Origin of the sequence: Rhizobium sp. NFR12 (assembly GCF_900108545.1) — a bacterium.
Classification (GTDB): Bacteria; Pseudomonadota; Alphaproteobacteria; order Rhizobiales; family Rhizobiaceae; genus Neorhizobium; species Neorhizobium soli.
In genome coordinates this window covers 235,033-256,095 of record NZ_FNWM01000005.1, presented here as the reverse complement: position 1 = coordinate 256,095, position 21,063 = coordinate 235,033, and the positions used below count along the sequence as shown (strand labels likewise).

19 protein-coding genes are annotated in these 21,063 nt (G+C 61.8%); 6 read left to right on the top strand and 13 right to left on the bottom strand.

From position 1 onward, the window contains the following. Window position 1: 1 nt before the first annotated feature. The 8 genes from BLW69_RS19855 to BLW69_RS19820 form a co-directional block, all read right to left on the bottom strand. Complete coding sequence (locus BLW69_RS19855; RefSeq protein WP_092664433.1) at window positions 2–1,768, bottom strand: hydantoinase B/oxoprolinase family protein; 1,767 nt, start codon at window positions 1,766–1,768, stop codon at window positions 2–4. Next, window positions 1,765–2,658: an isocitrate lyase/PEP mutase family protein gene (locus tag BLW69_RS19850; RefSeq protein ID WP_092664431.1), complete on the bottom strand. Its 894-nt coding sequence runs from the start codon at window positions 2,656–2,658 to the stop codon at window positions 1,765–1,767. Before BLW69_RS19850 ends, BLW69_RS19855 begins: the two co-directional genes overlap by 4 nt. Before the next feature lie 49 nt (window positions 2,659–2,707). Then, the gene (locus tag BLW69_RS19845) at window positions 2,708–3,409 is read right to left on the bottom strand and encodes an ABC transporter ATP-binding protein (RefSeq protein WP_092664429.1); all 702 of its coding nucleotides are present in this window, start codon (window positions 3,407–3,409) and stop codon (window positions 2,708–2,710) included. Continuing rightward, complete coding sequence (locus tag BLW69_RS19840) at window positions 3,402–4,148, bottom strand: ABC transporter ATP-binding protein (protein ID WP_062576853.1); 747 nt, start codon at window positions 4,146–4,148, stop codon at window positions 3,402–3,404. The genes BLW69_RS19845 and BLW69_RS19840 overlap by 8 nt, the downstream gene beginning before the upstream one ends. An 11-nt stretch (window positions 4,149–4,159) precedes the next feature. Beyond that, on the bottom strand, window positions 4,160–5,134 hold the full coding sequence (locus BLW69_RS19835; RefSeq protein WP_092664427.1) for a branched-chain amino acid ABC transporter permease: 975 nt from the start codon (window positions 5,132–5,134) through the stop codon (window positions 4,160–4,162). Then, window positions 5,131–6,003 (bottom strand): branched-chain amino acid ABC transporter permease, encoded by an 873-nt coding sequence (locus BLW69_RS19830; protein ID WP_092664425.1) that lies wholly within the window; start codon window positions 6,001–6,003, stop codon window positions 5,131–5,133. The genes BLW69_RS19835 and BLW69_RS19830 overlap by 4 nt, the downstream gene beginning before the upstream one ends. An 82-nt stretch (window positions 6,004–6,085) precedes the next feature. Further along, window positions 6,086–7,312: an ABC transporter substrate-binding protein gene (locus BLW69_RS19825; protein ID WP_092664423.1), complete on the bottom strand. Its 1,227-nt coding sequence runs from the start codon at window positions 7,310–7,312 to the stop codon at window positions 6,086–6,088. Next, complete coding sequence (locus BLW69_RS19820; protein ID WP_244508901.1) at window positions 7,309–8,109, bottom strand: GntR family transcriptional regulator; 801 nt, start codon at window positions 8,107–8,109, stop codon at window positions 7,309–7,311. Before BLW69_RS19820 ends, BLW69_RS19825 begins: the two co-directional genes overlap by 4 nt. Window positions 8,110–8,259: 150 nt before the next feature. Between BLW69_RS19820 and BLW69_RS19815 the strand changes: the two genes are divergently transcribed. Then, window positions 8,260–10,245 carry an oxidoreductase gene (locus BLW69_RS19815; RefSeq protein ID WP_092664419.1) on the top strand — a complete coding sequence of 662 codons (1,986 nt, stop codon included), beginning with the start codon at window positions 8,260–8,262 and terminating at the stop codon, window positions 10,243–10,245. A gap of 22 nt (window positions 10,246–10,267) precedes the next feature. Beyond that, the gene (locus tag BLW69_RS19810) at window positions 10,268–11,239 is read left to right on the top strand and encodes an NAD-dependent epimerase/dehydratase family protein (protein ID WP_092664417.1); all 972 of its coding nucleotides are present in this window, start codon (window positions 10,268–10,270) and stop codon (window positions 11,237–11,239) included. Window position 11,240: 1 nt separating this feature from the next. Here the strand turns inward: BLW69_RS19810 and BLW69_RS19805 are convergent, their stop codons facing one another. Then, window positions 11,241–11,987 carry an SDR family NAD(P)-dependent oxidoreductase gene (locus tag BLW69_RS19805; protein WP_092664416.1) on the bottom strand — a complete coding sequence of 249 codons (747 nt, stop codon included), beginning with the start codon at window positions 11,985–11,987 and terminating at the stop codon, window positions 11,241–11,243. A 125-nt stretch (window positions 11,988–12,112) separates the two neighbouring features. Between BLW69_RS19805 and leuC the strand changes: the two genes are divergently transcribed. Further along, window positions 12,113–13,531, top strand: coding sequence for a 3-isopropylmalate dehydratase large subunit (gene leuC, locus BLW69_RS19800; protein ID WP_092664414.1), 1,419 nt, complete (start codon window positions 12,113–12,115; stop codon window positions 13,529–13,531). Further along, window positions 13,528–14,148 (top strand): 3-isopropylmalate dehydratase small subunit, encoded by a 621-nt coding sequence (leuD, locus tag BLW69_RS19795; protein ID WP_062576678.1) that lies wholly within the window; start codon window positions 13,528–13,530, stop codon window positions 14,146–14,148. Before leuC ends, leuD begins: the two co-directional genes overlap by 4 nt. Window positions 14,149–14,203: 55 nt before the next feature. On the opposite strand, the gene mce is transcribed toward leuD, so the two are convergent. The 4 genes from mce to denD form a co-directional block, all read right to left on the bottom strand. After that, window positions 14,204–14,605: a methylmalonyl-CoA epimerase gene (gene mce / locus BLW69_RS19790; RefSeq protein WP_092664412.1), complete on the bottom strand. Its 402-nt coding sequence runs from the start codon at window positions 14,603–14,605 to the stop codon at window positions 14,204–14,206. Between the two features lie 6 nt (window positions 14,606–14,611). Further along, the gene (gene scpA, locus BLW69_RS19785) at window positions 14,612–16,756 is read right to left on the bottom strand and encodes a methylmalonyl-CoA mutase (protein WP_244508900.1); all 2,145 of its coding nucleotides are present in this window, start codon (window positions 16,754–16,756) and stop codon (window positions 14,612–14,614) included. Window positions 16,757–16,839: 83 nt separating this feature from the next. Continuing rightward, on the bottom strand, window positions 16,840–17,724 hold the full coding sequence (locus BLW69_RS19780; RefSeq protein WP_092664408.1) for an NAD(P)-dependent oxidoreductase: 885 nt from the start codon (window positions 17,722–17,724) through the stop codon (window positions 16,840–16,842). Further along, the gene (gene denD / locus BLW69_RS19775) at window positions 17,721–18,704 is read right to left on the bottom strand and encodes a D-erythronate dehydrogenase (RefSeq protein ID WP_092664406.1); all 984 of its coding nucleotides are present in this window, start codon (window positions 18,702–18,704) and stop codon (window positions 17,721–17,723) included. Before denD ends, BLW69_RS19780 begins: the two co-directional genes overlap by 4 nt. Before the next feature lie 173 nt (window positions 18,705–18,877). Here denD and BLW69_RS19770 point away from each other — a divergent pair, with 173 nt between their 5' ends. Together BLW69_RS19770 and BLW69_RS19765 are read left to right on the top strand one after the other, a co-directional pair. After that, a complete protein-coding gene (locus BLW69_RS19770; RefSeq protein ID WP_092664404.1) occupies window positions 18,878–20,314 on the top strand; it encodes an FAD-binding oxidoreductase in 1,437 nt (478 codons plus the stop codon). Between the two features lie 26 nt (window positions 20,315–20,340). After that, entirely contained in the window at window positions 20,341–21,060 is a 720-nt protein-coding gene (locus BLW69_RS19765; RefSeq protein ID WP_092664642.1) for a FadR/GntR family transcriptional regulator, read from the top strand. The last annotated feature ends 3 nt before the right edge of the window (window positions 21,061–21,063 follow it).

The window sequence follows — 21,063 nt, the reverse complement described above, 5'->3', positions numbered from 1 at the left end:
CTCACGCGGCCACTCCCTTGCGCAGCTTGTCGGTTGCTTCGTGGTCGATCTCGCCATCTGCGCCGATCACCACGCCGTAGAGGGCTTCCGCCTGACTGGTGCTGACGAAGCCGAGGCGCACGTCATGCAGAACCTTGTCCGGGTCGCGCCCATGCGGATCGCCCCAGCCGCCACCTCCCGGCGTTTCCAACCGGATCCGCTTGCCGGGCTTCAGCCTCAGATCGGTGATCTTCGACGCCATCGGCGGAACCGCTTCGCCGCCATCTTCCGTTTGCCAGGAGAACTTGTTCAGTGCCGCAGACGCTCCGCCGACGACGCCGAACGGCGCGCGTCTGCCGCGTTCACCGAGCAGCGCCACGTCGCCGCCGGTGAGCAGCTCCAGTTCATAGACGGAGCCGACGCCGCCACGATGGGTGCCGGCACCGGCCGAATCCGGCCGCAGCGCCCATTGCGTGAACATGACGGGATAGGCGGCTTCGAGGATCTCGACCGGCGGAATGGTCGCTGTCGAAATCGGGTTGTTGGCATGGTTCAAGCCGTCAGACATCGGATTGCCGCCGAGGCCGCCACCGAAGAACGAGAACATCACCCATCGCTTGTGGTCTGCCCTGTGACCGGCGAGCGACAATGCGTTGATCGTGCCGAACGGCGCCGCAGTCGCACGCGCCGGATCAGCCTGGGCAATGGCGCCGAGAACGACGCCGATCAGCCGCAGGATGGTTTCCGTATAGCCGGCAACCGGCTTTGGAGCATTTGCGCCGAGCAGCGAATTGTCGACGATGGTGAACGAGATAGGGCGGAGGCAACCCGCATTCGCCGGCACTTCGGTGAAGATATGCTTCAGCGCCACGTAGCAGGCGGCAATCGTCGTCGAGCGCGAGATATTGATCGGACCCTGGGCCGACTGGGTGGAGCGCGAAAAATCAAGCGCCATCGTGTCGCCGGCAATTGTCAGGTCGAGCGCCACCGTCAGCATCTCGTCGATGATGCCGTCATTGTCGAGCACGTCCTCGAACGAATAGGTACCATCCGGGATCGACGCAATCGCCGAACGCATCAGCGCTTCGGCGCGGTTCGAGAATGCCTCGAAAGCCGCATCGACTGTCGCTGGACCATATTCGCCGAGAAGAGCGCCAAGCCGTTTCTCGCCAAGATCGAGCGCATTGAGCTGACCGTTGAGATCGCCCCAGTTCGACATCGGAACGCGGGAATTGGCGGAGAGGATCTCGATGATGTCGTTGTTCATCGTGCCTGCGGAGATCAGCTTGACCACCGGGATCCGCACGCCTTCCTGAAAGCTTTCGACCGCCTTCGGATTGTAGCTGCCGGCGACATTGCCGCCGATGTCGAGCCAGTGACCGACCGACGCCATCCAGCAGAACAGCTTTCCATCGCGGAAGATCGGCCGCACCAGACGGAAATCGTTGAGATGCGTCCCGCCTTCATAAGGATCGTTGAAGATGAACGTATCGTTCTCCTGCAAGCCCCCTTCCCGCTCGACCTTGGAGATGACGGCGCGCACGGCAAACGCCATGGCCCCGACGAAGATCGGCAGGCCGGATGTGCCCTGCACCAGCGTGTCGCCGGTCGTGGCGTGATAGATGCCGTGGCAGGCATCCTTGGCTTCGGCGATTGTCGGGTTAAACGCAGAACGATAGAGCGTCGCATCCATCTCGTCCGCGATCTGTTCCAGCCGTCCCTTCAGCACCGCCAAAGTTACGGGATCAAGCGTCACGGCATCGGTCGTGACGGTAGCTTGCGAGCTCATGCCGCATCCTCTTCATGTCTGTCTTTTCCATCGGCATCTTCGTAGGTTCTGCCGAGCGCGAGCATGTCGGGCGTGCCGATCAGCGCATTGAGCCCGTTGAAATCGAACATCCGGTCGGCGAACGGCGCGTTGGATCCGGCAGCGGCCAGCGAGGCGTAATAATCGACCGCGGTCTTCGCCATTGCCCGGACGATACCGCCCGGGAAGATGACGATCTGGAAGCCGAGGTCGGACAATTCAGCCGCGTTGTGGATCGGCGTCGTGCCGCCCTCGACCATGTTGGCGACCAGTGGCCTGACGCCCTTCAGCGCCCCGGCGATGTCGCCCAGCTGCTCGCCGCTCTTTGGTGCCTCGACGAACAGGATGTCGGCACCGGCTTGCGCATAAAGATGCGCGCGTTCCAGCGCCCGATCGATGCCTTCCATCTGCAGCGCATCGGTGCGCGCGATGATCAGCGTCTGTTCGTTGGCGCGGGCGTCGACGGCCGCCTTGATCTTTCCAACCATCTCTCCGGTGGAGACGACCGACTTGTCGTTCAGGTGCCCGCAGCGCTTCGGCGTGGTCTGGTCCTCGAGCTGGATGCCCTGGGCGCCCATCTTTTCAAACAGCCGCACGGTGCGCTGGACGTTGAGCGCATTGCCGTAGCCCGTGTCGGCATCGACGATGACAGGCACTGTCATCCGGTCGCAGATCATCGCGATCCGGTCGGCCACTTCCGCCATCGAGACAAGCCCGATATCCGGACGTCCGAGATGGGTATAGGCGATGGCCGCGCCGCTCAGATACACTGCGCGAAAGCCGGCGCCTGCTGCAATCGACGCCGTCAGCGCGTCAAACACCCCAGGCGCAACAATCGGAATGCCGCTCTTCAAATCCTGGCTGAGACTCATGGTATGTTTCCTTGTTCTTGCCGGCCTCTCTGGGCCGTGTTCTTGTCGCTCAAAGGCCGAGATAAGCCCGTTTCAATTCAGGATTGCCGCGAAGTTCGGCGGCATCGCCTGATAGTGCGACCGAACCGTTCTCCAGGATGTAGGCCCGGCTCGCGAGGTCCAGCGACTGCATGACGTTCTGCTCCACCAGCATGATCGGCAGGCCATCGTCGCTCAGGCGGCGGATGAGCGAGAACATCTCCTCGACCAGAAGCGGCGACAGGCCGAGCGAAGGCTCGTCGAGGATCAGCAGCTTCGGCTCGCTCATCAGGCCGCGGCCGATCGCCAGCATCTGCTGCTCGCCGCCTGAAAGCGTGCCCGCGTACTGCCGGGTCCGTTCCTTCAGCCGCGGAAAGATCGAGAACACCTTTTCGATATTGCCGGCCCGGACCCGCTTCGGCCGGCAATAGCCACCGAGTTCGAGATTTTCCAGAATGGTGAGGTTGGGGAAGATCTTGCGACCTTCCGGCACGTGGATGAGGCCGGATGCGACGATATCGCGAGCGCTGGTGCCCAGTATCTCACGGCCGTCGAAACGCACCGAGCCGCTGCGGGCGGGCTGTACTCCTGACAGAACCTTGTTGAGCGTGGTCTTGCCGACGCCGTTCGATCCGAGCACGGCGACTACCTCGCCCTTCCCGACGGAAAGGCTGAGGCCTCGAAGGACTTCGGTTCCGCCATAGCCGGCGCGCAGGTCTGCGATCTCAAGCATGGGCTGCCCCTTCCGCCTTGATACGCGCTGCAGCGCCGTGGCCGAGATAGGCCTCGATGACAGCCGTATCCGTACACACCAAACGCGGCTCGCCGCTTGCAATCATCTTGCCCTGCGAGAGCACGTAGACGGTGTCGCAGAGGTTCATCACCGCCTGCATGATGTGTTCGATCATCAGGATCGTCACGCCCTCCTCGCGGATCTGCCGGATGATTGGCAAAACGTCACGGATTTCGGATGGATTGAGACCCGCCAGCACCTCGTCGAGCAGCAAAAGCTTCGGCTGCGTCGCCAGTGCCCTTGCAAGTTCGAGCCGCTTGCGGCCGGCGATCGTGAGGCCGGAGGCAAGCTTGTCGAGTTCGTGGCCGAGACCGACTTTCTCGGCCGTCAGGGTTGCAAGACGCCGCGCCTCGGCCGGATCCTTGGTGTGCAGGAAGGCACCGACGGCGATGTTGTCGCGAACGTCGAGACCCGCAAAAGGCTGGACGATCTGGAACGTACGCGCCAATCCGCGGCGCGCTCTCAGATGCGGTTTCTCGCCGGTGATGTCCTCATTCTGAAATGTGACGGTTCCCGCATTGGGGTTGAGGAAGCCGGCGATCATTGCAAACAGGGTCGTCTTGCCTGCCCCGTTCGGACCGATCAGCCCGGTGATCGAACCCTCCGCCACGTCGATCGTTGCATCGTCGACGGCGAGAAGCCCGGAAAATCGCTTGGTGAGATTGTGCGCTTTCAACATGGTCATGCCCCTCACATCGCCTTGCCGCGGCTCTTGCGCCGATACCAGAGATCCGACACGAAGCCCCTGATCCCGTTCGGTGCGAAAGCGACGCAGAGAATGAGAATGATGCCGAAGACGACAAGATCGACGCCGGCGATGCCGCCCGAAAACGACTTGGTGATTTCGCCGAGACCCAAAAGAAGGACCGAGCCGATCAGCGGCCCGAGCATCGTGCCTGCACCACCAACGATCGCCGCAAACAGCGCCTCGATCGAGATCCACGAGCCGTAGGCGACATTGGCATCGATGAAGAGGAAGTTCTGGACGTAGAGGCAGCCGGCAAGCGCGGTGATTGCGGCAGACAGAGTGATCGCCTGCATCTTGATCCTGAAGATATCGACGCCGAGCGCCTGCGCCGCCTGATCGTTTTCACGAAGCGCGATGAGATAGGCGCCAAAGGCGGATCGTTCCAGCCAACGGGTCAGAAGCAAGCCGCCTGCCACGAAGCCGATGAGGATCAGCAGGAACCAGCGGCGGTCGGAGAATTGCAGATAGGCAAAGCCGTTGTTGATCGACACAAGCATGCCGGCAGCGCCACCGGTGAAATCCCAGCTGTTGGCGAGGATGCGCAGCACTTCCGCAAATGCCAGCGTGATCAGCGCGAAATAGGATCCTTTTAGGCCTGCCCGGAAGCTCAGAAAGCCGATCAGGGCGCCGACGGCCGCACCGAGGATGACGCCGCAGACAAGGCCGACCCAGGCATTGATGCCGAAGCTGGTCTGCAGGATCGTCGTCGTATAGGCGCCAGTACCGAAAAAGGCCGCGTGTCCGAAGGAGGAGAGCCCGCCATAGCCGCCGAGAACATTCCAGCCCTGCGCCGTCAGCGCGATGATCATCATGAAGATCAGGAGGTTGAGAATATTGCCCGGCAGCCCGGCAATGGCGGCGATGCCGACCACGCCGAGAAAGGCAAGGGCCGCGATAAATTCGAAGTTCTTCTTCATGCGCGTGCTCCAAACAGGCCGGTGGGCTTCACCAGAAGCACGAGAATGAAAATAAGGAAGATACCGATCTGGCCGAGGCTATCGCCGAGGAAGAGGCTGGAAATGGCTTCGACGACGCCGATCAGAAGGCCGCCGATCAGGGCGCCGGGGATCGATCCCATGCCGCCGAGAACGACAATGGTGAAAGCGACGAGAACAAAGGCCGCCCCTGTGGTGGGGCTGACATAGAACGAGGGCATCAGCAGGCCGCCAGCAATCGCCAGGCAGGCGGTGCCGATCGCAAACGTCATGGCGTAGACATGCGCGACATTGATCCCGACAAGGCTGGCCCCGAGTTTTTCCTTGGCAACGGCGCGGATCGCCTTGCCGATATCGGTGCGGTTGAGGATCGCCCACAGAAGTACGGCGGTCACGACCGAGACTCCGAGCCCGATCACTCTCGGCAGCGAGAGAAGGAGCGGACCGAGCGGCACGATCTCGAACGCGTAATCTGTCGCAATCGTGCGGGTGTCGGAATTGAACCCGGCGAGAAGCAGGTTCTGGATGACGATCGAAAGACCAAGGGTGGCAAGCAATATGCCGTTGTCGGAGCCGCGGCTGGCCGGACCGATAATGAAGCGCTGCAGACAATAGCCGATCGCGAACATCATAGGCGTGACGACGAGGATGGCCACGTAGGGATCAAGGCCGAACCTGTCAGAGGCCAGCCAGACGAGATACATCGCGACCGTCAGCAAGGCGCCGTGGGCGAAATTGACGATGTGCAGCACGCCATAGATGAGGGTGAGCCCGAGGGCGATCAGCGCATAGACGGCACCGAGCATCAGGCCGTTCATCAACGCTTCGAAAATGATTGTCGGCGAATACATGATTTTCCTTCGAAGAAGGGCTTGCCGGAATGGCCCGGGACAAAAACGCCGCCCCGGGACTGCCGCACTCGCTGGGTATGGATTAGCCGTTGGCCGGGAACTTGGGCTTGGCCTGGGCGAACTGGTCCGGATAGATGACCTTGATCTGGCCACCCTGAACCTGGGTATTGAGCGGAAGCGCGTTGACGTTCTGGCCGGTCGCATCGAACTTCGACTTGCCGTAGGGCATCACGCCGCTGTCGAACTCGTTCTTCTGCAAGGCTTCGATGATCGCGCCGCTTTCGGCACTCTTGGCAAATTCCAGCGCCTGCGCTGCGACCTTGACGACCGAGTAATTGATCGGCGCGTTGTAGGCGTAGAACTTGCCGGCGGCCTGAACGGCCTGCATCAGCTTGTCGTTGGTCGGGTTCTTGGGATCGCCCCAGTGGTTGACGTCCATCACGCCTTCAGCCGCTTCCGGGAATTCCTTGACGAACCGGTAGCTGGAGGCCGCACCACCGAAGAGAGCATAGATACCGCCCTTCGGCTTGACCCGCTGCTGTTGCAGTGTGCGGGCGAACAGCACGAATTCGTTGAAGTAATGCGATGGAATGATGAGGTCGGGCTGCAGCGAACGCAGGCGGAGGACCACATTCGACATGTCGCGCGCCGGTGTCGGGTGCGAGATCGCCTCGACCACTTCGAAGCCGAGGGCAGGCAGGCGAGCCTGCATCAGCTTGGCGAGGCCCGAGCCGAGAAGACCGTCTTCATGGACGATCGCCACGGTCTTTGCGGCCTTGCCGGAAGCGTCGTTGATGGTCACGAGGTTCTTCAACGCGACGTCGGCCGCCATCGAGAAGCTCGGGTTGAAACGGAAGACGTTTTTCAGGTTGCGCGTCATCAGCGCGTCGGAGACGGCGCAGTCGATGATGAAGGGAAGCTCGTAGCGGGCCGCGGCCTGGGTCGCGGTCATGGAAATGCCGCTAGCAAAACCACCGACGACGATCGCAGCGCCATCCGCCTTCAGCTGTTCGGTCGCCTGGGCGCCGGCTTCGGCATTCGAACGGCTGTCGCCGATCAGAAGTTCGAGCTTGGCGCCGCCGAGCGACTTGATTCCGCCGGCATCGTTGATTTCCTTGATCGCATATTCCGCGCCGATCCGTGCCAGATCGCCGTCGCCGGCAAAGCCACCGGTCATCGGCTGCAGCAGGCCGATCTTGACCGTCGGCGCCTGTGCCCGGCTGAGACCGGGTGCCGCAAGGACCATCGCCGAGACACCGCCAACTTTCAGCACCGTGCGCCGGGAGACCGAGTTCGTGAGCTTCTTCATTCCTTCACCACCCTCTTAGGATTGCGGGGGCCGGATGCCCGCTCGTTACGGTAGACCTCGGACGTAGGGCTCCAGTGCCGGCTCCCTTCAGTGCCCTTGCGTACGAGGTTCATTTGCAGGCTGTATCTGTCGGGACGGTAGAGAGCCTGGAGATACTCCATGCCGCGCCCTCCCTTGCCGTAGACGACGCGGGTCAGCGCGATGAGGGGCGAGCCCACACCGATACCAAGGGCCTCGGCCACTTCCGGATTGGCAAGAACCGCACCCACTTCCTGCCATGCCGTTTCGGCACGCAGACCGGCTCTCTCCATCAGTTCCAGCAGCGCCATATGAGCCAGGTCGTCTCGCGAATATTCGCGTCCGACACATTCGGGCACGTAGGCCGTCAGATAGGAAAAGGGAAGGTCGTCGAAGGAGCGCACGCGCACCGACTTCTGAACCCGCTCGTCGTCTTCGAGACGCAGCGCTTGGGCAACCTTCTCGGGCGCCTCGATATAATCGAACGAGACGAGTTTGACGGCCGTGGTGCGCCCCATTTCAATCAGGTGAGCAAAGGCATTCGAGAGGTCAGCCGTTGCCATCTGGGCAAAGTTTGAACCCCGCACATAGGTGCCGGACCCGACCCGCTTGTCGACCAGATCTTCCGCGGACAGTAGATCGAGCGCGAGCCGGACCGTGACCCGCGAAACCCCGTATTGTTCAGCCAGTGCAAGCTCGCTCGGCAGGCGCATGCCGGCCTTCAGCTCGCCGGAAACGATCTTGTCCCGCAGCAGAAGATAGACCTTCTGAGTCTTCAAGGGTTCGGTCGCCGGCCTCAACGTGAGCTCCCAATCTATCTTATTTTTAATACAGGTTTTGTATAAAACGGCTGACAGATCTCGTCAATGCCCATATAACACTCAGCAGACGTATTTGCCTATATGCAGTGCAACATGCGAGATTGTGCGATGCAAGATAGATCTGCCGAAAGCGCGTTCCCACAGGCGATGGCCCCACTTGCCGTCGGCAATCTCACGTTTCGCAACCGCATTCTCGTTCCGGCGCATACGACCAATTTCGGCGAAAACCACCTGCCGAGCGAGCGCCACCTTGCCTACCATCGCGAACGTGCGAGGGGCGGTGTCGGTGCGATCATCTTTGAATCCATCCGCGTTCACGCGAACTCGCTTGGCAGGCCGCAGGCCGTCTGTGGCTTCGACCCTGCCAGTATCGAACCGTTCCGCAGGATCACCGACGCTGTCAAAGCGGAAGGCGCGCGTATCCTTGGCCAGATCATCCATCTCGGCCGGCAGGTTGAGGGCGATTTCGAGCGGACCGTCTCCTTTGGACCGTCGCCGATTCCGTGGGCGACATCGGCCCTGCCGCCGCGCCCGATGGATCGTGCCGACATGGATGCGGTCATCGACGGGCATGTGCTGACCGCGCGCCATCTCGTGGCGGCGGGCTTTGAGGGGATAGAGCTGCAGATGGCGCATGGCCATCTTCTGCAGCAGTTCCTGTCACCGCTTTCCAACACACGCGACGACGCGTACGGCGGCTCGGCGGAAAACCGGATGCGCTTTCCGCTGGAGGTCCTTCAGGCTGTCCGAGCGGAAGTGGGTCGCGATTTCTGTCTGGGCATTCGCCTCAGCGGCGATGAGTATGTCGAGGGCGGGATCACCATCGATCAGGCCGAGAGGACCGCGGTGTCACTTGCGGCGGCCGAAAAGATCGACTTCTTCAATGTCTCGCATTCCGCCTATCACGCCTCCTATTCGCTCGCCTCGCAGATGGCAGACATGGCGATCGATCCGGAGCCATTCCGGTCGTTGCCGACGCGGATCCGCATCGCTGTGCGTAGCAAGGGCCACGACATTCCCGTCTTCGCCGTCTGTCGGTTCAACACGCTGGCGGAGGCAGATGCGATCATTGCGGCCGGTGGCGCGGATGCGGTGGGCATGGCACGCGCCCATCTTGCCGAGCCGGCCATCGTCAACAAGACGGTCGAAGGCCGGATGAACGAAATCCGCACCTGCATTGCCTGCAACCAGGGCTGCGCCGGCATGCTGGAAAAGAACCTGCCGATCCGCTGTCTGGTCAATCCGCGCGCCGGGCTGGAAGGCGAATGGGCGGAGCTTGCCAAGACCGGCACGCAACAACCCAAACGATTGCTCGTGGTCGGCGGCGGACCGGCAGGACTGGAGGCGGCGCGTACGGCAGCGGAGCGCGGCCATATCGTGACGCTGTGGGAAAAGCAGGACGATCTCGGCGGTCAGTTTCGCGACGCGGTGAAGATGCCGAAGCGCGCCGAATTCCGAACGCTGATGGAAGAGCAGATTGCCGATCTGGATCGGTTCGGTGTGACGGTGATAACAGGCAAGCATGCTGATGCTGGATCGATTGCAAGCTTTGCCGCCGATGCAGTGTTTATGGCGACAGGGTCGATGCCGGTTCGCGCAGAGTTTGCCGGTGGCGGAAAGGCCTTCACGATCGTGGAGGCGCTTGACGATCCGGCAGCGCTCGGCACCGACGTGGCACTGTTCGACCGCACCGGCGAATGGGCGGCACTGACGCTTGCGGAACATCTCGCTGACCTCGGCAAAAAGGTGACGTTCTTCTCTCCGGCCGGCGGGATTGCCTGGCGCACGACCATCTACTCGACACTCGCAAACCTGAAACGACTGCGCGAGAAGAAGGTGAGGATCGCCACGCTCCGGAAGGTCACAGCCTTCGACGGCAAGATCCTGACGGTCGAGGATCTTTCGACCGGCGAGAGCGAGTTGCATATGGGGTTCACCGGTCTCGTGGCAGCCGAGCACAATTTCGCGGACCAGTCCCTGTTCCAGCATCTCCGTCATCTTGACGTGCCCGTCCGGCAGATCGGCGACAACCTTGCGCCGCGCACGGCCCTTGAAGCCGTCTATCACGGCCATCTCTCGGCTCGAGAGCTATGAGATCTGGAAGGAGTAACACTCGATGAGCATTCTGATAACGGGTGCCGGCGGCTTCCTCGGGCTGAACCTAATCGAGGTCTTGATCGCCCAAGGCGAACCGGTGGTTGCCCTCAACGATCGCGCCCTTCCCGAAGCCTTCGCCGCAAAGCCGGGTGTCGCGGTCGAATTGGCGGACGTGCGGGATCGCGTGGCGATCGCCGACATTCTCTCGCTCCACGACATTAGCTGCATCATCCATGCCGCTGCGATCACCCTTGGGCCAAAGAGTGCCATCGCATCGGCAAGCGACGCCTTCGACGTCAATACGGTCTCGGTCGCGATCCTGCTTGAGGAGGGTCGGAAAGCCGGCATCCGCCGCTTCGTCTACCCGAGCTCCTCCGCCGTCTACGGCGCGGCGCCCTTCGATGGCGCAGCCGTGACCGAAGAGACGAACCCGATGCCCACGACGCTTTACGGCTTTACCAAGCTTGCCAGCGAAAGACTGGTTGTCGAAGCGGGGAAAAGTTTTGGCATATCCACTGTGCGGGCGCGCATCACCGCGGTGTTCGGGCCGCACGAGCATGAAACCGGCGTGCGCGAAACGATGAGCCCGCCATTCCAGATCGCCGCCAAGGCCGTGGCGGGTGAGGATGTTCTCTTGCCTGCAGGAGGCGCCCGCGACTGGACGAGCAGCCGAGACATCGCGAAAGCGCTTGCGCTGCTTGCAATGCGGGAAAGCTTGCCGTCCGATCTCTACAATCTCAGTGTTGGCGAAACCTGGCATGTGAGCCGCCTCTGTGCGCATCTGGCAAAAGCCTATCCCGGCTGGCGCTTTGCTGACGGAAAGGCCGATGGCAGCGACAGCGCGATCGCCTTCAACGACGACCTCTCCCGACGTCGCCATGCGGTCTCGGCCAAGAGGTTCGAAACGGATTTCGGCTTCCGCTTCATGGCGCCGGACGAGGCCTGCGCAGACTATGGCGGCTGGCTTGCCGATCAGACCCATGCCTCGTGAACTACCGCGCCGTATAGCCGCCGTCGGCCAGCACGTCGGTGCCGGTGATGAAGCTTGCCTCGTCGGAGACGAGAAAAAGCGCCGTCGCGGCAATCTCCTCCGGTGTTCCGATCCGACCGATCGGATGAAGAGGAGCGAGCATTTCGATGACCGCCGCCTCGCTGCCGGCCTGTCGGGTGACGCGGCTTGTCAGCACCGCACCCGGCGAAAGACTGACGGCACGAATGCCCTGATCGGCGTGGTCGAGCGCGAGACTGCGGGTGAGCGAATGCAGCCCGGCTTTGCTCGCCGAATAGGCGGCACGCCCGGGCGTCGTCACATGTCCGAGCTGGGACGCGATATTGAGGATGACGCCGCCCTGTTTGCCGAGATGCGGCACGCCGTATTTGCAGATCAGGAAAGCGCCCGTGAGATTGACATCCAGCGTCTTGCGCCAGCTTTCGAACGGGATGTCGCAGACGGTGCCAAGCGGCGTCTCGGTTGCCGCGTTGTTGACGAGGATATCGATACGGCCGAACCGGCTGGCAACCGCGTCGATGCAGGCCTCGACCGAAGCCGGATCGGCAACATCGCATGGAATTGCAAGGCAGCGATCAGGGTCAGAGCCATCGGTTGGAACGGCGTCGAGATCGAGCATCGCGACGCTTGCGCCAGCCGAGGCGAACCTCTTGGCGATCGCCCGCCCGATATCGCCGCCCGCGCCGGTGATGATGGCGACGCGGCCTTCAAGGCATTGAGGAGAAAACATGCATCACCCTTCAGGAGAATTCGAACACTTCGGATCGTCTGTCATCATCGCTTGATTTGCAAATTGAATCTGTCTTAATCTCAATACAGATTTTGAGGGCCTTAGCCGGCCTTGAGGAGTTGATAATGCCGAGGGAACACCGTCCACAGACACTGTTCAACAGGATCTGGCAGAACCACGTGATCGCATCGCAGACCGATGGTCAGCAGCTGCTCTTCATCGATCGGCACCTGGTTCACGAAGGGTCGTTCCACGGTTTCAACAAGCTGAAGGACAAGAATGCGCGGGTCTCCCGGCCAGACCTCACCTTTGGTATCGTCGACCATTATGCGCCCACGCGGGTACGCGACATTATCCGGATCGATGCCGCCATTGCGGGGATGATCACCCAGCTGGAGGAGAACTGTCTTGCCAATGATGTCCGCATCTTCGGGCTAAACGACCCGCGCCAGGGCATTGTGCACGTGGTCGGCCCGGAGCAGGCAATCACTCTACCCGGCGCCACGATCGTATGCGGCGACAGCCACACCTCGACGCATGGCGCTTTTGGCGCAATCGCGTTCGGCATCGGCGCTTCGGAAGTGGCGCATGTCCTGATGACCCAGACGCTGTGGCAGAAAAAGCCGAAATCGATGCGGGTCCGCTTCGACGGCAAGCTTGGGCCTGGAATCACCGCCAAGGACATGGCACTGGCGATGATCGCCGCGATCGGTGCCGATGGCGCCCAGGGCCATGCGATCGAATATACCGGCTCGGCGGTCGAGGGGCTGTCGATGGAAGGTCGGCTGACACTCTGCAACCTCTCGATCGAAAGCGGCGCGCGTTGCGGCCTTATCGCCCCAGACATGACGACGGTGAATTTCCTGCGCAACCGTCCGCTCGCACCGAAGGGCGATCTCTTCGAACGTGCAGCCGAAGCCTGGCTTTCCCTGCGCGGCGACGGCGACGCTTCCTTCGAGCGCGAGCTGGTGATTGACGGCAGCGAGATTGCACCTGTTGTCACCTGGGGGATCAGCCCCGAAGACGCGCTGCCGATCACATCCGCGGTACCCATGCCGGACGCGATGACCGACGAGTCACGCGCTGCCCATACGCGCGAAGCGATCGACTATATGGGACTGAGACCCGGCATGCCTCTGACGGAAATTCCGGTCGACCGCGTCTTCATCGGCTCTTGCACCAACAGCCGTATCGAAGACCTCAGAGCCGCCGCTGCCGTGCTTTCCGGCCGAAAATCTGCCGTTCCGGGCCTGGTATCGCCAGGATCGTCGCTTGTCAAACACCAGGCCGAACAAGAGGGCCTCGACCGGATCTTCGTGGATGCCGGATTGGAATGGGTCGATTCCGGCTGTTCGATGTGTGTCGGTATGAATGGTGATCTCGTTCCACCGGGCGAACGCTGCGCCTCCACCACCAACCGAAATTTCAAAGGCCGACAGGGGCCGAAGTCACGCACGCACCTGATGTCGCCGGCCATGGTCGCCGCGGCAGCGGTGACCGGTCACCTGACCGATGTTCGTGATCTGATGGGAGGCCGCAGTTGAGACCGTTCAAGACCCTCGACGCAAAAGCTGCGCCACTGCCTTTTGCAAGCGTCGATACCGATCAGCTGATCCCGGCGCGCTTCATGAAGCGCTCGCGATCGGAGGGCTACGGCCAGTACCTTCTGTATGACATGCGCTTCGACGGGGAAGGCAATCCGATCCTGGATTTCCCGTTGAACGACCCTGCCCGCGCAGGCGTCGAAATCCTCGTGGGACGCCGGAATTTCGGCGCAGGTTCCTCGCGGGAGGCCGCCGTTTACGCGCTTGTCGACTACGGTTTTCGCTGTGTCATCGCACCGAGCTTCGGCGACATTTTTGCGTCCAACTCCGTCAACAACGGCCTCTTGCCGGCGCGGGTGACCGAAGAGGATGCGGAGACCATTCTTTCCCTGCTGGAAAATGGACAGGACCGTGCCTTTGTCGATCTCGACACCTGCGAAATCCGGCTCGCCAACCATGTCTTCCGCTTCGAGATCGAGCCCGTCTGGCGCACCAAGCTCCTCAACGGCTGGGATGATCTCGACCTGACGGCAAGCTATGCCGATGACATAGCCCGCTACGTGGTCTCGGACAGAGACCGTCACCCGTGGCTTCAGGAGATACCGGCTTCGGTATGAGCGACTAGATTGGTTGCTTTGACCGGAAAGCCTCATGCTCCGTGTCTCTCGCCCGTCAGGCCTGCTCAAACTCAATCAGCGCGCCTTGAAAGTCCTTTGGGTGAACGAAGATCACCGGTTTGCCGTGTGCGCCTATCTTCGGCTGACCGTCACCCAGAATCCGTGCGCCCGTCTCGATGATCCTTGCTGAGGCGTCGTTGATGTCGTCGACCTCGAAGCAGAGATGGTGAATGCCGCCGGACGGGTTCTTGTCCAGGAAGCTCGTGATCGTTGACGTCTCTCCGAAAGGGTGAAGAAGCTCGATCTTGGTGTTGGGCAGTTCGACGAACACGACAGTCACGCCGTGCTCGGCCAAATCCTGCGGTGCGGAGACCGAAGCACCGAGGCCGCGATACTGATCGGCTGCCGCGGCCAGATCCGGTACCGCGATCGCCACGTGATTGAGCTTCCCGATCATTGTGCCTCACACATTCCGGCGTTTTCCTTCAAGGAGATCGATCACGGCGTTGGCGGCATCAAGGACGTTTGTGCCGGGCCCGAACACGGCAGCGACGCCGTTTTCGAGGAGGTAGTCGTAGTCCTGACGCGGAATGACGCCGCCCACCACGACGATGATATCGTTTGCACCCTTGCGCCTGAGCGCCTCGACCAGTTGCGGGGCAAGCGTCCTGTGACCGGCTGCCAGCGACGACATGCCGACCACCTGAACCTTCTGCTGGATTGCCAGATCGGCGGCCTCATCCGGCGTCTGGAACAGCGGGCCGGCCAGAACCTTAAAGCCGATATCGCCGAAGGCCGAGGCGATGACCTTGGCGCCACGATCGTGGCCGTCCTGGCCGAGCTTTGCGACCATGATCCTCGGCTTGGCCTTAGCCGATGTGTATTCGGCAAGACGCCTAGTCAGCGTTTCGTATTCCGGGTCGCCCTCGTAGGCAGGGCCGTAGATATCGCTGACCACATCCGGCATGGCCGCATGATCGCCGAATGCCTTGCGCATCGCATCCGACATCTCGCCGACCGTGGCACGCGCGCGCGCCGCCTCGACGGCCGCCGCCAGAAGATTGCCGCGGCCCGACGTCGCGACGTCGCCAAGGGCTGCAAGCGTCGTTGCCACCTTTTGCGGATCGCGCTTGCGGCGCACGTCTTCCAGCCGCTCGATCTGGCCGTTGCGCACGGCCGTATTGTCGATGGCGAGGATGTCGATATCGTCTTCTGTCTCAAGCCTGTATTTGTTGACGCCGACGATGATTTCCTCGCCGCGGTCGACCTTGACCTGGCGCAGCGTCGCCGCCTCCTCGATCAGCCGTTTCGGCAGACCGTCGGCCACAGCCTTGGTCATGCCGCCGAGCGCCTCGATCTCCTCGATCAGCGCCCAGGCCTTTTCCGCAAGCTCGCTGGTCAGGCTTTCGACATAATAGGAGCCGGCCAGCGGATCGACGACCTTGGTGACGCCTGTCTCGTGGGCGAGGATCAACTGCGTGTTGCGCGCGATGCGGGCTGAAAATTCGGTCGGCAGCGCCATCGCCTCGTCGAGCGCGTTGGTGTGCAGCGACTGGGTGCCGCCGAGCACGGCCGACATTGCCTCGTATGCCGTGCGGATGACGTTGTTGTACGGGTCCTGCTCTGCAAGAGAGACACCTGACGTCTGGCAATGGGTGCGCAGCATCAGCGAGCCCGGCTTCTTCGGCGCGAACTCCTCCATGATCCTCGACCACAGAAGGCGGGCGGCGCGCAGCTTCGCCGCCTCCATGAAGAAGTTCATACCGATCGCGAAGAAGAAGGACAGGCGTCCGGCGAACTCGTCGACATCGAGGCCCTTGGCGATCGCGGCGCGCACATATTCGCGACCGTCGGCCAGCGTGAAGGCCAGTTCCTGGACCAGCGTCGCACCCGCCTCCTGCATGTGATAGCCGGAAATGGAGATCGAGTTGAAGCGCGGCATTTCTTTTGCGGTGTATTCGATGATGTCCGCAACGATCCGCATCGAGGGTTCGGGCGGATAGATATAGGTGTTGCGGACCATGAACTCCTTGAGGATGTCGTTCTGGATCGTGCCCGAAAGCTGCGAGCGCTCGCAACCCTGTTCCTCGCCGGCGACGATGAAAGAGGCAAGGATAGGGATCACCGCACCGTTCATGGTCATCGACACGGACATGTCTTTCAGCGGAATGCCGTCGAACAGGATCTTCATGTCCTCGACCGAGTCGATCGCGACGCCGGCCTTGCCGACATCGCCCTCGACGCGCGGATGGTCGCTGTCGTAGCCGCGGTGGGTGGCAAGGTCGAAGGCGACGGACAAGCCCTTCTGGCCGGCAGCCAGATTACGCCGGTAAAAGGCATTGGAAGCCTGCGCCGTCGAAAAACCGGCATATTGGCGAATCGTCCAGGGTCGACCGGCATACATGGTCGCCCGCGGACCGCGCACGAAAGGCTTGATCCCAGGCATCGTATCGAGATGCGAGATGCCGTCGAGATCGTCTGCCGTATAGAGCGGCTTGATGTCGATCCCTTCCGCCGTGTGCCAGACCAGCGTGTCAGGTGAAGCCTTTAGCTCCCGTTCCGCAAGCGCTTTCCAGGCCTGCGTTTTCTCCCCGGTATCTTTTGACAAAAGCATCCCCCCTCAGCGCTTCGCTTCAATCGACAGCCTATCAGGTATCGCCTCAGCCAGCAGGGTCAAGCCTTTCCAAAGAACTACGGGTTCAGCTTTTCGAGATGAAGAAGCAATCCGCTGTGATCGAGCGGCCCGCCGCCGCCCTCGACGAAATCGGTAAACTCTGTCCTGACGCCACTGGTCAGAGGCAACGTGAGGGAAAGGGCGTCGGCCACGTCCATGACGGCGTTGAGATCCTTCAACTGGTTCTTTGCCGTACCACCCGGCTCGAACGCCCGCTCCACCATACGGCGGCCATGGATTTCGAGAATACGGCTATCGGCAAAGCCGCCGCGGATCGCGTTGCGAAAGGCTTCGCGGGAAGCACCACCGGCCTCGACAAGGATCATGGCCTCGGCGACCGCACCGATCGTGACCGCAACGATCTGCTGGTTGGCGAGCTTGCAGATCTGTCCCGCGCCGCTCGGGCCCACATGGGTTACCCGACCCATTGCCGAAAACATGTCTTGGAGGCTTGCGACCACATCCGCATCACCGCCCGCCATGATCGCCAGCGTGCCAGCCTCCGCTCCGACGACACCACCGGACACCGGCGCGTCCACATGGGCGATGCCCAATGCCTCAAGCTTTGCGGCATGTTCCTTGGCAATGGCAGGCGCAATCGAACTCATGTCGATCACCTTGGCGCCCTTGGCCAGACGCTCGGCACAACCGCTTTCGAACAGCACGTCGCCGACGGCCTTGCCATCCGTCAGCATGGTGATGACGATATCTGCGCCGTCGACGGCCTCTGCCGGAGACGGCGCGACCGTCGCGCCATCGCTTTCCAGCGCCTTGGCCTTATCCGGATTGCGGTTCCAGACGGTGAGAGAATATCCCGCCTGAAGCAGCCGGCGCGCCATCGGCGCACCCATCAGGCCTGTTCCGAGGAAGGCGATCTTTTTCGAGGGGTTTGCGACAGTCATGGCAGCCTCCCCCCAAGTTCATCCTCGATATGGACCTGGATGATCTCGTCGAAGTTGTTCTCTGCCGTAAACCCCAGTTCGATTGCGCGTTTTGCCTCGAAACCCGGAGCCCAGCCTGCGACCATCTTCATGATCATCTCGTTCGGCTCGCGCCGGATGAGGCTGACCGCCTTGTCGCCCGCAATGCGCCGCAATGCTTCGATCTGCTCGCCGACCGTGGCGCTGACGCCGGGCATGGAAAGGCTTCTCTGCGACCCGAGCTGCGCCAGATCGAGATCCGCCGCATGGACAAGATACCCGACCGCCGAGCGCGGCGACGTGTGCCAGTGGCGGGTGCTTTCAGGCACCGGCAGAATGGCTTCCTCACCGATCAGCGGTTCGCGCAGGATGTTCGAGAAGAAGCCGGATGCGGCCTTGTTCGGCTTGCCCGGGCGAATGCAAACGGTCGGCAGGCGAATGCCGATGCCGTCGAAAAATCCCCGACGCGAATAGTCTGCCAGAAGCAGTTCAGACATCGCCTTCTGGGTGCCGTAGCTGGTGAGCGGCGTCAGGTGGAAATCGTCCGGGATCGACAGCGGCAAGGGCGCGCCGACCACGGCGATGGACGATGTGAAGACCACGCGCGGCTTGTAGCCGTCAGCCTGGTGGGCCAGGCGGATCGCATCGAACAGATAGCGCGTGCCGTCGAGATTGATCCGGTAACCCTTGTCGAAATCGAGTTCGGCTTCGGCCGAGACGATGGCTGCGAGATGATAGATCAGATCCGGGCGACCTTCGACCAGGGTTTCGGCGACGCCCGGCGTCGACAGATCCACCGCGAAACTGTCGATCGCCACGGTGGTTTCGGGTTTTTCCGGACTGACCACGTCGACCAGCGTCAATTTTTCGATCGCGGCGCCACCGACCGCTCCCTCCCGAAGCAGCCGCGTCGTCAGTTTGCGCCCGACCATTCCGGCCGCGCCGATAATCAAGATATGCATGGAACCTCCCTTTTCCGAAGAGTTCGCAGAGCGTTGCGAACCCGGCATGATTTTTCTTGTACGGTTGTCTGATAACCTTATATGGTTTGTCCAGCCTTACCGGGTGAAAAAGAGGTTATCAAGAAGCCGCGCCTTTCCAAAGAGCGGACGGATGAGCCCAAGGGAGAGACATCATGGCATTGGATCTTGAGGATAGCCCGGCCATGTCGCTGACTGCCTCGTTGGGCAGCGATATCGTGATCCGCGACGAGACCGAGATTGCGCGCTACTGCCGCGACTGGCACGGCGACGTTTCCAGCAGCGCCGTTGCAGTGCTACGACCGCGCTCGACGCAGGACGTCGCCGCCTGTGTGAAAGCCTGTCGTGCGCTGAACCTTGCTATCGTTCCGCAAGGCGGCAATACCGGCCTCGTGCTCGGCGGTACGCCTGATGATCCGGCCCATCAGGTCGTGATCAGCCTGGAGCGGATGAACGCCATCCGCAATATCGACGCAGACGATTTTTCCGCCGTGGTCGAGGCCGGGTGCATCCTCTCCGAACTCAAGGACGCGATCGCCGACAAGGCGATGTTCTTTCCGCTTGCGCTCGGCGCGCAGGGCAGCTGCCGGATTGGCGGCAACGTCTCCACCAATGCCGGCGGCATCAACGTGCTGCGCTACGGCATGACCCGCGAGCTTGTGCTCGGGCTTGAGGTGGTGCTGCCCGACGGCTCGATCCTCAACGGGCTCTCGACCCTGCGCAAGGACAACCGCGGCATTGACCTCAAGCAACTGTTCATCGGCGCCGAGGGCACGCTCGGGATCATCACCGCCGTCTCGGTAAAGCTTACCCCCTACCCCGATCAGGTTGCGACTGCGCTGCTCGGCCTTGCCTCACTCGAGGACGTCATTACGCTTTACCGTCGCGCCCGCCGGGATTGCTGCGACCTGATGTCGGCCTTCGAATTCATGCCGCCTCTCGCCTTGACGCTCGCGAGAGAAGCGATCCCCGACCTGCCGTTGCCGATGTCGGGCGATTATCCGGCCTATGTCCTGATGGAGATATCCGGATGCGGCCTTGTCGACATCCAGGACCTGATGGAGCGCTTTCTGGAAGGCGTGATGGAGGACGGTCTCGTCCTCGACGGGACACTCGCATCCTCTCAGGCGCAGGCAAAAAACCTCTGGCTGATCCGCGAGGGCATGAACGAGGGACAGGCAAAGCGGGGCGCACATATGCGAAGCGATGTCTCCGTGCCACTGTCGCAACTGCCGGCCTTCGTCCGTGATGCGGAAGATGCGATCCATGCCGCCCTGCCCGATTGCATCTGCGTGTCCTACGGACATGTCGGCGATGGCAATGTTCATCTCAACTGTTTGCCGCCTTCGGATCTTTCGGCAGCGGACAAAGCTGAACGGATCTATCGGTCAAAGACCGTGCTCAATGAGGTGGTGGACCAATATGCCGGCAGCATCAGCGCCGAACACGGCATCGGCCGCCTGAAGCAGATGGATTTCGATACCAGACTGCCCGAGGTAAAACGCAGGTTGCTGACTGCGATCAAGCGGGCGATCGATCCCGACCTCGTGATGAACCCGGGATGCCAGTTGAATTTATCGGCAGAGTCGTAGAAACCATCCGGAACAAGAAGGCGGCCTTGGCTTTGACGGACTTCAACCAGATCAGGCGCAACGCGCATCTACCGGCCCGGATCGCCGCGGAAATCGGACGCGAGATCGTCGAGGGACGGATCGCGTCCGGAGAAAAGCTGCCCACCGAACATCTGCTTGCCCAGACATTCGGCGTCAGCCGGTCGGTCGTTCGCGAAGCCATCGTACAGTTGCGCAACGAAGGACTGGTGGAGACACGCCAGGGCGTCGGTGCATTTGCAACGGAAAAGGATCGTCGCCAGATGATCCGCGTCGAGCCGGCCGATCTGACCGATCCGGAAAATTTCCGCGACCTGTTCCAGCTGCGTCTGGCGCTTGAGGTCGAGGCGGCGGCGCTTGCGGCCGTCAGCCATACGCCTGATGATCTGAAGCGTCTCGACGAGGTTCTGGCTCAGATGACCGGTGCCGCCAAATGGACAGAGGAAGGCATCGTTGCCGATCTCGCCTTCCACCGCGCTGTCGCCGCCGCGACCCGCAATGATTATTTCATCCAGTTCATCGGCTTCATCGCCGAGCGTATCCAGCTCACCATCAACGCCGCGCGGGCGAAGGCGGTGCTGGAGGAGATCGTGGAAGTGACGATCGCCGAACATGTGGCAATCCGCGATGCGATTGCGGCCCGCGACGCATCTCGGGCCAGAAGCGCCATGCGCGATCATCTCGATGGCGCGTCCGGCCGTCTCAATCTGGAACTTACCGTTCCCTGAGGG

Excerpts from the sequence above, each read along its gene's own strand:
- BLW69_RS19855 (WP_092664433.1), bottom strand. The coding sequence starts at position 1,768 with ATGAGCTCGCAAGCTACCGTCACGACCGATGCCGTGACGCTTGATCCC.
- BLW69_RS19850 (WP_092664431.1), bottom strand. The coding sequence starts at position 2,658 with ATGAGTCTCAGCCAGGATTTGAAGAGCGGCATTCCGATTGTTGCGCCT.
- BLW69_RS19845 (WP_092664429.1), bottom strand. The coding sequence starts at position 3,409 with ATGCTTGAGATCGCAGACCTGCGCGCCGGCTATGGCGGAACCGAAGTC.
- BLW69_RS19840 (WP_062576853.1), bottom strand. The coding sequence starts at position 4,148 with ATGTTGAAAGCGCACAATCTCACCAAGCGATTTTCCGGGCTTCTCGCC.
- BLW69_RS19835 (WP_092664427.1), bottom strand. The coding sequence starts at position 5,134 with ATGAAGAAGAACTTCGAATTTATCGCGGCCCTTGCCTTTCTCGGCGTG.
- BLW69_RS19830 (WP_092664425.1), bottom strand. The coding sequence starts at position 6,003 with ATGTATTCGCCGACAATCATTTTCGAAGCGTTGATGAACGGCCTGATG.
- BLW69_RS19825 (WP_092664423.1), bottom strand. The coding sequence starts at position 7,312 with ATGAAGAAGCTCACGAACTCGGTCTCCCGGCGCACGGTGCTGAAAGTT.
- BLW69_RS19815 (WP_092664419.1), top strand. The coding sequence starts at position 8,260 with ATGCAAGATAGATCTGCCGAAAGCGCGTTCCCACAGGCGATGGCCCCA.
- BLW69_RS19810 (WP_092664417.1), top strand. The coding sequence starts at position 10,268 with ATGAGCATTCTGATAACGGGTGCCGGCGGCTTCCTCGGGCTGAACCTA.
- BLW69_RS19805 (WP_092664416.1), bottom strand. The coding sequence starts at position 11,987 with ATGTTTTCTCCTCAATGCCTTGAAGGCCGCGTCGCCATCATCACCGGC.
- leuC (WP_092664414.1), top strand. The coding sequence starts at position 12,113 with ATGCCGAGGGAACACCGTCCACAGACACTGTTCAACAGGATCTGGCAG.
- mce (WP_092664412.1), bottom strand. The coding sequence starts at position 14,605 with ATGATCGGGAAGCTCAATCACGTGGCGATCGCGGTACCGGATCTGGCC.
- BLW69_RS19780 (WP_092664408.1), bottom strand. The coding sequence starts at position 17,724 with ATGACTGTCGCAAACCCCTCGAAAAAGATCGCCTTCCTCGGAACAGGC.
- denD (WP_092664406.1), bottom strand. The coding sequence starts at position 18,704 with ATGCATATCTTGATTATCGGCGCGGCCGGAATGGTCGGGCGCAAACTG.
- BLW69_RS19770 (WP_092664404.1), top strand. The coding sequence starts at position 18,878 with ATGGCATTGGATCTTGAGGATAGCCCGGCCATGTCGCTGACTGCCTCG.